At 52.3% G+C, this 16,858-nt stretch carries 3 protein-coding genes; all 3 read right to left on the bottom strand.

Annotated features, from left to right (window positions below):
- Positions 1-79: 79 nt before the first annotated feature.
- The 3 genes from AC50Y5_RS11100 to AC50Y5_RS11110 are packed head-to-tail and all read right to left on the bottom strand — an operon-like array spanning position 80 to position 16,844.
- On the bottom strand, positions 80-3,703 hold the full coding sequence (locus AC50Y5_RS11100; protein WP_494860527.1) for a non-ribosomal peptide synthetase: 3,624 nt from the start codon (positions 3,701-3,703) through the stop codon (positions 80-82).
- Between the two features lie 46 nt (positions 3,704-3,749).
- The gene (locus AC50Y5_RS11105) at positions 3,750-8,975 is read right to left on the bottom strand and encodes an SDR family NAD(P)-dependent oxidoreductase (protein ID WP_494860529.1); all 5,226 of its coding nucleotides are present in this window, start codon (positions 8,973-8,975) and stop codon (positions 3,750-3,752) included.
- 39 nt (positions 8,976-9,014) lie between these two features.
- Entirely contained in the window at positions 9,015-16,844 is a 7,830-nt protein-coding gene (locus tag AC50Y5_RS11110) for an SDR family NAD(P)-dependent oxidoreductase (protein ID WP_494860531.1), read from the bottom strand.
- Positions 16,845-16,858: the final 14 nt, after the last annotated feature.

Here is a 16,858-nt window from a genome sequence, read left to right on the forward strand (position 1 = left end):
TTAATAGGTCTGCTCCCTAGCCAGCTAGCCGGCCAGCAAGATAGCAAGACAGCCTTCCTGCTGGCTAGCAAAATGTTGTCTAGTAAGTCGATTGGGTACCTTCCAGCTCAAACGTCTGGGGATGTATGCCCACAAGCTTTGCCGCATATTCGCGTTCCAGCGCGAGTGCCGAATCCAGCTGCTGGTTCAGCATAACGGCAGATTTGGCGCTTAATTTGGCGGCAAACACCGCTTTTGCCACTAGAGCCCGAATTTGCTTCCAAGCTTCCAGGCTCTCTTCAACCGCGCCTTGCAGCTCCATATACCCACCGGCTAATTTCTCATAGCGATATAGGTCTACGAGCTTGGCATTTACAATTTGATTAAGCGTATCAAGCAAGCTTTCGCCATAATCTTTGATCAGTTGCCCATCCCGCAGCGCTTGTTTAACCTTCTCCAGAAAGCTGTACAGCGACTGCATGCTGCTGTCTAGAAGCTGCTGGCGATGTGCCGCGGCGGAAGCAGTCGTTTCTACTAAGCTAGCTGTTTGAGGCACTACATCATCGGAATGAATAGCTGAAAATTCATAATAAACAGGTATTTCGCTTCCAAAATGGTCCATAAAGCCAAGATGCCCCTGCAGCGCATCCTCGTAGCTCACCCATCTTTTCTCATAGGTCAGCCTTTCAATATGGTCATGCTCTATGACGCCGAACATCTGCCTGCTGTCATCAAAGCCGAATACGAGCCATGAATGCGGCCAATGCTGCTTTTTGTACGTTTCAGCCCGGTTTGAGGCGTAGTAGCAGTCAATTCGTACAATAACCGGCTTATTGCTGAGGACAGCTCGCTTGAGCTCCTCGATTACGGAATGTCCGACCGTTCTCGTTTCCGTCCGAATGCCTAATCCTAGCAAAAGCTGCTCTATTGGCCTTGCCGCTGCGTAATCTACCTGAAAGTGAACCGTATCCTCATCATATCGATAGATAACCGTATCATTGGCGAGAATCGGCAGCAGGCTTTGCTGGTAGTAGGACAGAATGGGAAACAGCGAGTGATAGAAGCACTCCTTGTAAAATAAATCGTTAAACGGTTGGATCCGTTCATCATGCTTGAGCGTCAGCAATGCCGCACTAGCAAATGATTCAGATTCAAATGCCGCTCGGCTTTTTGGAGAAAAGATTGCTGCTCCTGCTCCTTCGCCATTCATCCGCCGCAGAAAGCCCCTAATCGTCGGGTAGCGGTAAATCTCCTCGCTTTCGAAGGAAAATCCCGCTTTCTCCAGCTCTACCTCCAGCTTCAACGCTTTTAGCGAATGGCCGCCGACATTAAAGAAGTCGTCGGTTACGCCAATCGTCTCTACCTCCAGCACAGCCTTCCAAATGCGGAGCAGCTTCTCCTCCTGCTCATCTGCTGGCGGCTCGCCGATGGAAAGTCCGCTGACCTTTTCATAAGGGCTGGGCAGCTGCTTCCGGTCTATTTTCCCGTTTGGTGTATATGGAAGCTCGCTCAGCGGAATATAGAATGAGGGCAGCATATAATCAGGCAGCCGGGAAGCTATTGCGCTTCTTATGCCTTCCGCCAACAGAGCCGCCGTGGAAACATAGTAGGCGCAAAGAATGTGGCTTCCTTCACCATCCTCCTGTGCAATGCACACAGCCGCTTTAATCTGCTCCAGTCTTAATAGGGCAGATTCGATCTCGCCAAGCTCGACTCTAAACCCTCTAATTTTCACTTGATGATCCATGCGTCCCAGAAATTCAATATCCCCGCCGGGCAGCCTTCGTGCCAGATCGCCTGTTCGGTACATCTTCCCACCGTTTCCATAAGGACATAGAACGAATTTGTCAGCCGTCAGCTCCTCCCGCTTCCAGTAGCCCATCGCGACGCCGTCTCCGGCGATACAAAGCTCTCCAGCCACGCCTTCCGGCAGCAGACGCAGAAGCGGGTCGACAATATACATTTGCGTATTGGCGATAGGTGCCCCAAGCGTTATGCCGCTCGCATTCGTCACATCCTGAACGGAGGACCAAACCGTCGTCTCCGTTGGGCCGTACATATTGTAAATGCTTGCCCCGCCGCACCGTTCCCGAAGCTGGTGAAGCAGCTCATCGGGGAAGGCTTCCCCGCCTACCATAAGCGTCGTTATCTGCTCCAAGCCTGCTTCTGCCGAATTATCGTTCAGCAGCAGTTGAATCCGGGAAGGCGTCGCCTGCAGCAGCTCGATCCGATTATGCGCAAGCCACCGCTGGAGCATGGCCGGATTATGCTGCTCCTCCTCGCCCGCAATAACGACAATTAGTCCCTGCGTCAGCGGCAAGAGCGTCTCCAGCACGAATATATCGAAGCAGAGCGTCGTAACGGCAGCAATGGTTTTTCCTTCTGTGAAGGCAGGGATTCGGCCTGTAATGCCCGTTATAAAATTAACGACTGCCCTGTGCGGAACCAGCACCCCTTTCGGCAGGCCAGTAGAGCCGGACGTATAGATTAAATAAGCGGCATCCTCCGGGTCATTCACATTTGAAAGCAGAGGATCGAGCTCTCCATATACCCGATTGTCGTCGAGATTGACGGTTTCCCCCTGAAAATCAACATGGCTGATCAATCCATCCTGTGTAAGCAGGACGCCTGCGCCGCTATCGGCCAGCATATGCCTAATCCGGTCCGGCGGATAAGCCGGATCAATAGGCAAATAGGCGCCCCCAGCCTTCAACACCGCCAAAATCGCGATCATCATTTCCAAAGACCGATTCGTCATGACAGCGGCAACTCGGTGCCTTCCAATGCCCTTGCTGCGAAGCAGGCAAGCGAGCCGGTCCGAACGATCCTTAAGCTCCCCGTAAGTAAGCTCCATCCTGCCAAAACGCAGCGCGGTCCAATCCGCAGTATTCATCGCTTGGCTGTCAAACAGCTCATGTACCGTTTTATCCTTTGGATAACGTATAGCCGCCGGATTTAACCGCTCAAGCGACTCTATTTCCCCCTGTGAAAGCAAGCGTATCTGGTTCAGCGGAATATCCGTTTGCTGAATCACCTCTTCCAGAAAACCGACAAAATGATCAAACATCCGTTCCATATATCGCTGCGAATACATGGAACGTTCATAGAGCAGCTCCAGCTGCAGGCGATCGCCCTCCATAATGAAATAAAAGGTAACCGCAGCTTTCGAGTCCTGCATGTATAAAGGAGCATGCAGCGTATTCAGGGCAACGACCGTTTTGAAGGCAGGGACCGCTGCTTCGGGATTGTGCTTAAGCAGTCTGATAATGGCTTGGAAGGGAATGTGCTTGTACTTCCTTGCCTCCTGCACCGTTTGGCTAACTTGCTGTATATATTCTTTGAACGGCAATGCTTCATCGACATGCACCTGCAGGGCGATCAGCCGGTTGGGGGCAGTGTTTTCTACCGTTTGTTGTCCGGATGGCATGCCAGTGGTCACGATCCGTTCCCCCGTATATCGATGAAGCAAATAGAGTACACCTGAAAGCAAAAACGCATACAAGCCTTGCTGGGAGTACCTGCATAAGGGCAGCAGCCGTTCGGTCAATTCAGGCGGAATCGGGCCTTTGACCAAATCGACCGCTCCCGGGCGCAAGCCAGCATCCTTGAGGTCGCCCTCAAAAGCATTCGGCTCAGCGGAAGGATCAAGCTTGCTAAGCCAATACTCTCTCTCCTCCTGCCATTTGCCGCTCGTCAACAGCATATTTTCCGAATAGGAATCCATATCCATTCCCTCCCTTCTTTTCTACATGGTTGATGGGGATGGCCGCCTAAAAATTAAAGGAGATTTCCTCATCATCCTCATATAACGGCTCCTCGGTTCTACCGCTGGCCAGTTCAATGTTCTGCAGAAGGATATCGGGCTGCTTCGCGATAGCCTCAAGAATGCTCAAGTAATCCTTCAGCATTCGCTCCGCTGTCTGTCGATCATACAGCCGCATGTTGTACTCCAGCCTCAGGCGAAGCATCCCGCCCTGCTCCATAGCCTCCAGCGTCAGTTCATAATCGGTCAGATTATAAACTTCATCGATAGAATGGCCAATCGCCCTTTCATCAACAGGAACATTTTGATAAATAAACACCGTATCGAACAGCGGGTGGCGGTTTGCGCTTCGCTTTACATTCAAATGATGGATCAGCTCGTCAAGCGGGTAATCCTGATTGTCGAAAGCCTGCACTGCGCTTGCTTTTATATGTTCCAAACAGCTTAAGAAGGTCAGTTCCTTACGGGGAGCAAGCCGCATCGCCAGCATATTGATGAACATGCCGAGAATTTTGTCCATTTCCCGCTTTGGCCGTCCCGTAACCGGTGATCCGATGACCAGGTCGTCTTGCGCGGAATACTTGGACAGCAGCACGGCATAAGCGGCAAGCAGCAGCATATACATCGTCGCTCCAGATACGCTTGACTGCTGTTTCAGCTTTTCCGTCAGCTCACGGTCAACCAAGCTCATGACGATACCGCCCTCAAAAACAAAATGCTCGGGCCTTGGCTGATCTGTCGGCAGCCGCAGCACAGGGATTTCGCCCGTAAACGTCTCTTCCCAGAAAAGCTGCTGGCGCTTCATTTGCTCCGTCTGCATGAAGGAGAACTGCCATTCCACATAATCCTTGTATTGGTACGGCAGGGCCGGCGGCGATTCACCTTTGTACAGCTGAACAAGCTCCCGCATGAAAATTTCCATGGATACGCCATCTGTAATAATGTGGTGGGCATCGTAAAGCAGATAATATTTTTCCTCCTCGACCTTCACGAGGCCAAGCCGGAAAAACGGCGGTTCATTCAAATTAAACGGCTGCTTGAACCGATTAATAATGTCTTTCGCCTCAGCTTCATCTGCCTCCCAGTACCCCATCTCGAATGGGACTTGTTCCCTGATTACTTGGACAATTTCCCCATCCATGCTCGTAACAGCTGTTCGCAGCACCTCATGCCTATCAATCATGCGGCGCACAGCCAGCTCCATCCGCTCGGGCTCCACCCGGATGTTCAGCACCGAAACTCTGAACTGATTGGCGCTTGTCAGCTGCGGCTCCCGTTTAAAGCCAAGGAACATGCGTTTCTGGGCATGGGATGCTGGATAGTACGGCTTAATAGCTGCATTCTGCATAGGCGGATACTGGCTCGAGCGGATGGGGTCCCGACTGGCGGATTGCTTTTGCAGATGCTCCGCCAATTGAACGACAGTCGAATATTCGAATAGATCGCTGATCGTCACCATTTCGAACGTATGCGTCTCAATCTCGCCCTGGAGCTTCATTAATACGAGTGAATCTGCACCCATTTCAAAGAAATTGTCATAGATGTCGATCTCCTCATAGCCGAGGACAAGCTTGCAGCATAAGGCAATCTTCTGCTCCAGCTCAGAGTAGCTGCCGGCCTCCCGGCCAAGCATGACAACGCCTTCCGCGCTGCGTTCCTTCTTCTGCACATTGCCGCCGCTTTGCTTCCGCTTGCTGTCTTTCTTCGCCGCAATCCGCTTCCGAATCGAATCGGAGCAAGATACACCGGAGCGTTCAAGCAGCATAGCACCTGCGCCATCGTAGTGGATTTGTCCTATTAGCGCTCTGCTTGCACCGCTTTGCAGCAAAGAAGCGAAGCCTTCAAGCGCTAGCTCAGTCGGCAGCGTCCTGAAAATCGTATCGAATACGTGCCCGCCATCAAAGGCCATCCCAGTCTCTTTCCACGTCGTCCAGTTCACAGTAAGCGTACGCCCGCCTCTTCTTTGCCGATAAAGAGCATAAGCATCCAAATAGGCGTTGGCTGCCGCATAATCCCCTTGCCCGAAGGCACTGAATATGGTCGCGACTGACGAGAACATAATAAAGAAATCAAGTTTCTGGTCTTTCGTAAGCGCATCTAGCACCCAGGTGCCATACACCTTCGGAGCGTAGATGGCATTGAACATATCATCGCCTCTGTCAGCAAGCGGCCCGTCATTCGAGACGCCCGCACCGTGCACGATGCCCCGTATTTGTCCATACTTGCTTTTCAAATCAGCAATAACCTTCTCCATAGCGCTATAGTCGGCTGCATCGGCACTGATGCATTCTACCGTCGCACCAAGCCTCTCCAGCTCCTTCACTATGCGAAGCCGCTTTCTAAGCTTGTCTGAAGCCTCGCTGCCTTCTAGAACAGTTGCCCATTCCGAGCTCGGCGGCAGCGGAGTGCGGCTAATCAAAGCCAAATTGACCTTGCTCTGAGCTGCAAACCACTTTGCCACTTCCAGCCCAATGCCGCCTAAGCCGCCTGTAATCAGGTATATCCCTTGCTCCTGCAATTCCAAGCGGCGGCTGGTTTCTAACTGAACGTCTCGCAGCTCAGCAAATATTTCGGTATATCTGTCACCGTTTCGAAGCGCGACACCATACACGTCATTGGCCTGAAGCTCTCCGATTATCTGTCCGAGCGGAACCGATTCCTCTATATCCATATATTTGCATGACACATTTGAGAGCTCCTTGGCCATAACCTTGCCCATGCCGTAAACAGGAGCATGATCGGGTATAAGCAGCTTCTCTGCGCCGGTAGCTTCTACAGCATTTCTAGTGAGGATATGCAGCGCAAGCGGCTGCTGAATTTCCGCCTGCACCAGCGCTTTTGTCAAATAAAACAGACTGTAGGCACCGCTTGCCTGCCGCTGCTTAAGCGTCTCAAGCGAATCGCTGACGTCATGTGCGTCCAGTGCCAATAGATGAATGATTTGGCCAAACGGCACATCCTTCAATGCTTGCATAAGCTGGAGATAGCTTGCCTTGGAACCGTCTATCTGGTAGCCTTCGTTAGAATTTGCTGTGCAGCCAAAGGGCCCATCATCCTCTGCAAGCTTCACCTCGATAACGAGCCTGCCGCTTTCCCGCAAGGATGCAGCAATGGTCTGTCCGACTCCCGCCCGATCCATAAATACGACGGCTGCTCCGTCAATGCCGGATGGTTCGGGGCTTCTGCTGCACTTGCGCCACTGCATGGCGTAGTGCAGCGTAGCTTCAGCACCATCCTTTTCGCCCCGCTGCGGCATATTAAGATCAAGCCAGCAGCGCTGTTTCTCAAAGGCGTAGGTTGGCGCATACGTTTTGCAGCGGGCTTCGCCTTGATACAGCTCCTCCCAATTGACATCCGCGCCGCGGACATACAGGCTGCCAATGTCATGAAGCAGCTGCTTGTCCTTTTTTCCGGTGCCGATAAATTGCCGGACCTTCTCGGAAGCGGTGCGGGTCAGCTCCGCATGCTCCGGCTTTTTAATTTCATTTTCACCCAGTACCTGCTTATTGCCGGAGACGACCTTATGCCTGCCGTAGCGGATATCATCGTGAATGGTTTCATCAAGAGAATGGTCTGCTAACAGAGCGACTTTGCGCATTAGGTCGGCGGCATCCTCGAAAATGATGGCAATGCGGTGCGCATAATGCCCCCTCCCGGTGTTAGCCGTATAGCATAAATCCCGCAGCGGGATTTGTGCTTCCCGGTTTAAGTACTGCTCGTAGCCAGATATGATTCCAAGCAGCGGCGCGATGCTTTTTGCCGATATCGCAAGGATATGAGGCAGCCCGGCGTATACATCGTCTGCGTGCTCCGACTGCTGCGGTGGAGCATACTCCTCCAGAACGATATGGCAATTGGTCCCACTCAGGCCGAAGGCGCTGATGCCCGCTCTGCGTGGATGCTCCCCAGCCTCCCACTCCCGCAATTGGGTATTGACATAGACTGGCGAATCGCTAAAGCCAATCGTTGCATTAGGGCGGTTGAAATGGGCCGTAGCCGGTATTTTGCGATGCTTTAACGACATAGCGGCTTTGATGACACCGGCAATGCCGGCGCATTCGTACAAGTGGCCCACGTTCGTCTTAACGGTGCTGACTGCGCAAAATTGCTTGCGGTTCGTATGCTTTCGGAACGCCCTGTACAGCCCTTCAATTTCGAGAGGATCGCCAAGCCTTGTTGCTGTTCCATGCACCTCAATGTAAGACAACGTCTCTGGATCAATGCCTGCGTCCTGCCACGCCTTAAGCAGAACCTCAGCCTGGGCAGCCGAATTGGGAGCGGTTATACCGATGGAAGTGCCGTCCTGGTTAATGGCACTCCCTTTTATAACAGCATATATCCGGTCCCCATCCTTAACGGCCTGGCTTAGCGGTTTTAGCAAAACAGCAGCACTGCCCTCTCCCCAGCCAGCACCCTCGGCCTCTGCGTCAAACGTTCGCGTTCGTCCGTCCACCGCTTCAACTCCCAGCTTCAGGCCTGAGTTGTCGATAGGCAGTAGATTAAGCCTGATGCCGCCTGCAATCGCCATTTTGCAATCGCCGTTATGAATAGCTTTGCTGGCTAGATGAATCGCAACCGACGAGGAGGAGCAGGCTGTATCCAAAATGAGCGTCGGCCCCTTCAAATCAAGCATGTAGGAAATTCTCGTCGGAAGCATGGCGGCAATGTTGCCTGTTAATGCCGTTGCTGCTGATTCCGGCTCGGTTTCCAGTATCATGGAATGATAGCTCGAGCTGCTGGAATAGCCGACGTATACGCCTGTATGGCTTCCAACAAGCTTATTCCCGCCATAGCCAGCGTCCTCAATCGCTTCCCAGGCCGTTTGCAAAAAGATGCGCTGGGAAGGATCCATCAGAGCGGCCTCATTGGGCGTAATGCGGAAAAAGCTGTAGTCGAAGGAAGCTATATCGTGCATGTACGCGCCCGGCGAATATTTTAATTCCCAGCCCATTTCATCCAGCATATTGGTCAGGTAGCCGTCAATGTCAGCACTTCTCTCTTTCGGAAAAGCTCCTACTAAATCAACGCCGGAGGCGATTTGCCGCCAGAACTCCTCTGAGGAGTCAGTGCCCGCAATATGGGAGGCCATCCCGATAATGGCGATGTCCTCCTTGCGGCTCTCCTCTTGCACTGCCTGCGCCTGCCTAAGCAGCGTGACCATGCGGATGGCATCTTCTTTTTCGATTTTTCCTTCGGTAGCTCTCTTGAGAATATAGTGGTAAAGCTTATCCATAGCCTTTTACCCTCCGGGCGTCCAAAGTTGCTGCGCCAATTACTTTTTCCTCGTATCGCTGCTGTTCTGGCCGGTTTTCGTCAGCTGGTCAATCGCTTGTTCAATGGATAGTGTGCCATTGCCCAGTTCCTCCATTAGCCGCTTCGTATCTTCCTCCAGGCTTGCTCCTGCACTTACCTGCTGCAATACTTGCGACATCTCGCGGTCGTACGCAAGATGTTCCAGAGCTTCTGTGCCTGCTGCATTCTGCTCCTCTTCATCCTCCCGCATATACTGCTGCAGCTTGCTGACGGAAGTGTATTCAAACAAATCCAGCAATCTGACCTTGCCCGGATAATGCTTTTCCAGAGAAGCGTGAACTCTGCCAAGCAAAATCGAGTCGCCGCCAAGCTCGAAGAAATTATCGTCCATGTCGATTTCATTAAAGCCAAGAACCTGGCAATAGATTTCCGCCAGCTTCGTTTCCAGATCGGTGTAATCGCCGTCTTTTCCAGTAAGCTTGATTTCGCCCTCGAAGCGTCTTTGCGAAGCCAGCTGCCTGGCCTCCCACCGTTTCTGGGACCCCGTTATGGCAGCATCAATCGGCGCATCCAGGAGCTGCGGAACGAGACCAAGCTCCCACAGCAGATCCGAGCCGTAGTTAAGCTCCCCAATTAAAACGTTCGATACGCTCCGGTTCAAAGCTTCGTCCAAACCGCGCATAGCCACTGCTGTAGGAAGTGCCTTGAAGGCGCCGTCTGCATTGACGCCGAACTCCACCGCCATACCGGTTTCCTTCCACGCAACCCAGTTGATGGACAGCGCTTTTTGCTGGTTCAACGTTTTGTATTTGGCAAATGCATCCAAAAACGTATTAGCTGCACAGTAATCCCCTTGCCCCGGCACTGCGAAACGCGAGCTCATGGAGGAGAACATGAGGAAGAAATCAGGCCGATCCTGCTCGGTCAGCTTGTCGAGAATCCACGTTCCGAACACCTTCGGATGGACGACCTCGTTGAACACCTGCTCTTCCTTCAAATAAAGGAAGCCATCACCGCCTACACCGGCGCCATGGACAATGCCATTAATGCGTCCATAACGTGCGCGTAGCCCGCCGACCAACTCTTCCATTTGCTGCATATTAGCGATATCGAGACTGTAGCATTCGACATGTGCACCCATTGCTTCAATCTCACGTACCGCTTTTATTCTCTGGATAGCCTTGCGGTCGGTTCTGCTGTTGCGGTCGATCATATCATCCCATGTTGCTTTGTCTGGCAAAGGCGTACGGTTAATGAGCGCAATATTGACTTTCTTTCTCGCCGCCAAATATTTGGCTGTCTCAATGCCCATGCCGCCTGTCCCGCCTGTAATGAGATAGATCCCTTCTTCCTTGACCTCGATCGGCTGCTCATTTGCCTCTTGCACGCGGTATTCCTTGAAAATTTCGGCATAGCGCTCATTGTCGCGAAAAGCGACCATATAATACGACGGTGCTGCCCCTATTTCGCGTATAATCGTATCCAAACTCGTTGCTTCATCGATATCAATAGCGCGGCACAGCATGCTCGGCAGCTCTTGCCTTGCGGATTTTCCGAGTGCCAGGAGCGGTGCATTCCACGGATTGACCCGGGGTTCACGTCCGCTTACAACATCGACATAATCAGAAATGATAACCGTATCGGTTACAGCGCTTAATCCTACTTGGGCTACCGCTTTGGACAAATAAAACAGGCTGTAGACGCCTCTATACTGCGTTTCATTAAAGCTGTTCCAGTCAACCGCCATGCCTTCCGGCACGATGCTGAACAGATGGATGATTTTGCTCCAAGTTGTGCCCTTGTTATCTTTCAGCAGCAACACATAATCGTCCACTGTACCGCTTACGTGATAGCTGCCGTCATCGAGCTTGGCATATTGCTTTCGCAAATAAACTTGAACGGTCTTGGTTCCTCTCCGGTTCCACTCAGCAGCAAGCGATTGTCCCAAGCCCTTCTCATCCATAAAGATAAGAACTGGTCCGGCCTGGCTTGTCTGCTCTGCCATCAGCTGCTCCTGTCTTACCCACTGCCCCCCGTAATACAAGCCGCCAGCCGTTACTTCTGTCACGGCCTGCTCATATTCGGGAATCTCAACCCAGCAGCGCTCTCTTTCGAACGGATAGGTCGGGAGGCTGATTCGATGCAGCTCTTCACCGAAGTAGAAAGGTTCCCAATCGGTTTCCACCCCTTGTACGTAAAGCTCGCAAATGTTCGGCAGGCTGCTGGCATCAGTGCGTTCCCCATCTACATAACCGTCGACCAATTGTCCGAACTGCTTCGTCATGCTTATTCGCTGGCTTTCTGTAATTTCGCCGTCGGATTTTTTCGCTTTCGTTTCCGAGACGATTTTATGGAAGCCGTAGAACAACCAAGGCTGTTGTACGTTTTCGAAACCGTATTCGTCCACTTCCGCAAGCTTCCGGTTGAAATCCTCCGCATCGTTTACGATAAGAACCAGCCTGTGCGCGTAGTGGCCGCGTCCCGTGTTTGCGGTATAGCAGGCGTTGCGGAAGGCAGCCGCTGAACCGTCGCCAAAACGCTGCGATCTGTACTGGCTGACGAGGCGCCGAAGAGCGGTATCCGTCAGTGCGGAGAGCGTGAACAGCTGCGGACGTTGACTAAGCTCCTCTTCGCCTTGCAGATGCGAGGTTTCAGCGCCCAAATACTCTTCCATAACGACATGGCAGTTCGTTCCGCTCATGCCAAAGCCGCTTACACCGCATCTTCGCGGATGGCCTTCCGGCTCCCACAATTTGCGGGTTGCATTGACATACACAGGCGAGTTCATAAAGTCGATTTTTCGGTTCGGACGGTTAAAATACAGATTTGGCGGCAGCTCTTTGTTTTTCAGCGTCAAAACCGCTTTAATGACGCCCGCGATGCCCGCAGCCTCTGATAAATGCGTTAAATTCGTTTTTGAAGATCCGACCGCGCAAAATTGTTTCTTCTGGGTATACCGTTTAAAAGCGCGCTGGATACCCTGAATTTCGATCGGGTCTCCCAACTGGGTGCCCGTTCCGTGCGTTTCAATGTACGTAACCGTTTCAGGATCAATCGCGGCATCTTCCCATGCCTGAATAATAACTTCCTCCTGAGCAGCCGGGTTCGGCGCAGTCAAGCCAGCGGAGCTTCCATCTTGGTTCGATGCGCTTCCCTTGATGACAGCGTAAATATTATCCCTGTCCTGTATCGCCTTCTGCAGCGGCTTGAGCAGTATCGCCCCAACCCCTTCGCCTGTTCCCGTCCCTTCGGAGAGCTCATCAAACGCCCTTGTTTTGCCGTCTGTCGACTCCATGCCGATGCCTCTTGGCGAGCCCTTGCGGAAAATAGGCATCATGTTCAGCCGTACCCCGCCGGCAATCGCCATTTCGCAGTCGCCCATGCGTATTGATTTGCAAGCCAAATGCACGGAGGTCAAGGAGGAAGAACAAGCCGTATCAACAACGACGCTCGGGCCCTTCAAATCGAACAGATATGAAACTCTGCCTGTCGCTACCGAAGCCGTATTGCCAACTAGCGAAGCGCCTTCCGACTGCGGCTCGACCTCGCTAATAATGCGGTGGAAATAGACCATATTGGACGCAAATCCGAGGTAAACCCCCGTTTTCGTGCCATAAATCTTTTTGCCTCCGTAGCCGGCATCTTCGATGGCATGCCATGCTGTCTGCAAAAATAAGCGATGGTTCGGATCGGTCGTGCTCGCTTCCTTCGGAGACATTCGGAAAAAGCGATAGTCGAACTTGTCGATTTCGTCCAAATAACTGCCCATCTCGTAATCGACCGCATTGAGCGGCCAACCTTTGAAGGCAACGTATTTTTCCATATCCTTTCTTCTAACATCCGGATAGCCGCTGCCGTTATCAACGCCAGCCTGCAGCGCTCCCCAAAATTCCTCGTTCGTGCTCGCCTTCGGGAACTGGAATGACATGCCGATTACTGCAATATCGCTGTCCGTTGATAAAGCTTCACGCGCGGCGATCGTCTGCTGAGGCATGGTGCTCTCCGTATCCTGCTCTACGATATATTCCGCCAGCTTGGAAATCGTCGAATGCTCGAACATGTCTGCAACCGATAACAAGCCGGTATAGCGTTTATCCAGCTCCGCATGGATGCGCATCAGCAATATGGAGTCGGCTCCAAGCTCAAAGAAATTGTCGTTAATGTCGATCTCGGCATAGCCGAGCGCATTTTGGCAAACCGCAGCAATCGTTTTTTCGGTTTCGTTGTATGCCTCCCCGTCACGGCCGGTCAGTTGTACTTCACCGCTCTTTGCCGCTCCCTTCGGCTTCGCAGCCTTATTGGAAGTGGAGCCAGCGCTGGCAAGCTGCTGCTTATGATAGTCGAGTCTGCGCTGCAGCGGCTCTGACAGCCTGACCGTAGCTTTTTCCAGCAATAAAATGCCCAACCGGTCATAGTTGAAGCTGCCGATTAACGCTCGGCGGCTTTGCTTGTTCAGCAATGCGGTAAACCCTTCAATGCCGCTGGCCGTTGGCAGCGTCTGGAAGATGGTGCTCACCGCCACTCCGCTATTTTTCGCCATGCCGGTTTCCTTCCACGTCGTCCAGTTAATCGTCAGCGTCTTCTTGCCCTGCTTGCTCCGATAATGAGTGAATGAGTCCATATAAGCGTTAGCTGCCACATAATCGCTTTGGGTCGAACCGTAATATATGGTAGCGACGGATGAGAACATGGCGAAGAAATCAAGCTGATCATCCTCCGTACATTTGTTCAGAAGCCACGTTCCGTTTACTTTAGGCAGCAGTACGTCGCGTATAACGTTTTCCTGCTTGTCCTTCAGCAGCTGGTCGATAGCCACGCCCGCGCTGTGAACGATACCGTCAATTTTTCCATACACGCTGCGAACATCCGAAAGCATGGCTCTAAGCTCCGGCTCATCAGAAATGTTTGCCTGATACAGCTTGACCTGTGCTCCAACTGCTTCCAACTCGCGAATGGCGTTAATTTTGCTGATTAAAAGCAGATCCGTCCCGGTCTGGACAATCGCATCCCAGCGTTCCCGCTCAGGCATCGCCGACCGGTTCACGAGGATCAGATTAATGGAAGAGGCACTTGCAGCTAGCGACTTTGCCACCTCAAGACCGATTCCTCCTGTTCCTCCCGTTATGATGTAAACGCCCTGCTCCTTAATCGTTACAGGCTCATCCGCGATGCGATCGAGCTCCATTTGGGCAAATTGCTCCACGTAACGGCCATTTGCGCGGAAAGCGACCCCATACGGCGATGATCCTGCGCCATACATAATCTCCTCATTAAGCTGCACCGCATCCGTATCCTGATCCATATCAATGCTTCGGACATTGAACGGCGGATGCTCCTTCGTCACAACCTTGCCGAAGCCAATCGCGGTTGCGTGTTCCGGGCGAATGAGCGTTTCCACACCGCTCACCTCTTGGGCATTGTCTGTTAGAAGAACAACGTCAAGCGGCTGCTTTCCGTTCGTATGCAGCCAAGCCTTATATAGATAGAAAAGACTGTATAATCCGCGTTTTTGGCTCTCATCCAGCTGCTCTACGCGGTCGATTGGAGCGATAGTATCCAAACTGAGCATATGGACGATTTGCGTGAGCGTTTCGGCACCAATATTTTCAAAAAGTCTAATATAATCGTCCTGCGTGTTGCGAATTGTATAAGAACCGGAATGGTGCTGGATGTATTCCTCGCCTAGCGAGACATTAATAATGGCCCTTTGCTCCCGCGCACATGCTGCCTCCAAGCCTTCCGCGATTTGCTTATGGCTATCGCTTCTTCCGCCAAGGAGCAGGACAGCGCCAGCCAAATCTGCTCCGGTTTGGGACGAACGCTCCTCTGGCGTCCATACAGGCGCGAAGTAGAAGCCATCCTCCTGTGCTTCTGCTGACGTCTCCAGCTCGGGAAACTCCAGCCAGCATCGCGAATTTTGCAGGGCATAAGTCGGCAGGCTGACGCGCTGCCTCCGTTCTCCTTCATAGAGCCCGCTCCAGCTCACATCGCCGCCGCTTGCATAAGCGGAGCAAAGCAAATGCAGCGTCTGCTCATCGGATTTTCCAGATTCAATCCAGCTCTCTAAATGCTGATCTGCCTCGCTGCCAAGTCGGCGCTTCTCCTGCTCATCGATTTCGCCTAGTTTCGGCGTGGCGTTGGCACGTCCTACCCGGTGAACTCCATAGCAGGCCCAAGGGGCCGTGAAAGACTCCAGATCGGCTTCCAGACAAGCACGGATTTTGACATGCAAATCGTCCAAATCCGCAGCCATTAGCGCCAGGCGGTAAGCGTACGTACTGCGGCCCGTATTAGCCGTGTAGCATATATTGGAAAGCGAAGAGTTCCCTCCACTTTGCTGCAAATATTCGTCGTAAAGCTGCAGCAGCTCCCGCAGCGCTTTACTGCTTCTTGCCGAAAGCGTAAACACCTCTGGCCCCGCAGATGCAAGCTCTGTAGCCACTTGCTCCGGCGCTTCCTCCAACACGAGATGGCAGTTGGTGCCGCTCATGCCAAAGCCGCTCACTCCGCCCCTTCTTGGGTGCCCGTCCGTTTCCCAATCACGAAGCTTCGTATTGACATACAAAGGCGAATCTGTGAAGGCGATTGAAGAATGGGGCTTTTGAAAATAAATCGTTGGCGGCAGCTTCTTGTATTTCAGCGACAGCGCCATTTTGACAATGCTCGCGATGCCTGCCGCCTCGCTTAAATGTCCGATATTCGTCTTGACAGAGCTGATTGCGCAAAACTGCTTCTTGTTCGTATATTTTTTAAAGGCGCCTTCAATGCCCCTAATTTCAATCGGATCACCGAGAATCGTGCCAGTTCCATGTGCTTCAATATAGTCAAGCGACTCCGGGTCGATGTTCGCCTCCTCCCACGCCTGCTGGATGACCGAGGTTTGCGATGCCGGATTCGGCACAGTAATGCCTGCGGTCTGGCCGTCATGATTGGCTGCATTGCCTTTAATGACGGCATAAATATGATCGCCGTCTTTAAGCGCCTTCTTCAAAGGCTTGAGCAGCAACGCTCCTGCCCCTTCGCCGACGCCGGAGCCGTCGGCCGTATCGTCGAACGCCCGGGTTCTCCAATCGCCCGACTCAATGCCAATGCGAATGTTCTCGTCATCGACTGGAATAATATTCAGCTTAATTCCGCCAGCGATAGCCTGGTCGCATTGTCCTTGCTTAATCGCTTGGCAAGCAAGCTCTATGGCTACTAAAGCAGACGAGCAGGCTGTATCTACAACAAGCGCAGGCCCTTTCAAATTTAACAAATAGGAAATGCGGGTTGCCGCCATCGCCTGCATATTGCCCACCGTTGCAATCGGTATCAGCGTCGGGTCGATATCCATAATCATTTTGCAATACAGATCCTTCGGGCTTTGCGTATAGCCGAGATAAACGCCGGTTTTGCTGCCTGTCAGTTTATCGCCACCGTAGCCGGCATCCTCAATCGCCTTCCACGCCTGCTCCAGAAAAATACGCTGATGCGGGTCGGTCAAGCTCGCTTCCCTTGGCGACATGCGGAAAAACTCATAGTCAAAGCCGTCAATATCCTCCAAATAGCCATATTCGGGATAAATGATTTTATCCTTGTCAAGCTGCTTAAATTTGATATAATCGTCGGTGTCATTTCTCCGGTTTTGCGGGATTTGCTTGACCGTGTCTATCCCATTCTCAATATTGCTCCAGTATTCATGGATATCCCGGGCTCCTGGAAGTCTCGCAGACATGCCGATTATGGCGATGTCATCCTCTACCTTCGCTCCACCCTGCTTCAGCATGGCAATCATCTCGACAGCCGTTTCCTTGTCGATGTTGCCGCTTGTCGTCTGATTCACGATAAATGTAAAAATATTGTTCTGCACGATTTTCCCCTTTT

Source organism: Paenibacillus sp. JT22N7, from assembly GCF_059383875.1.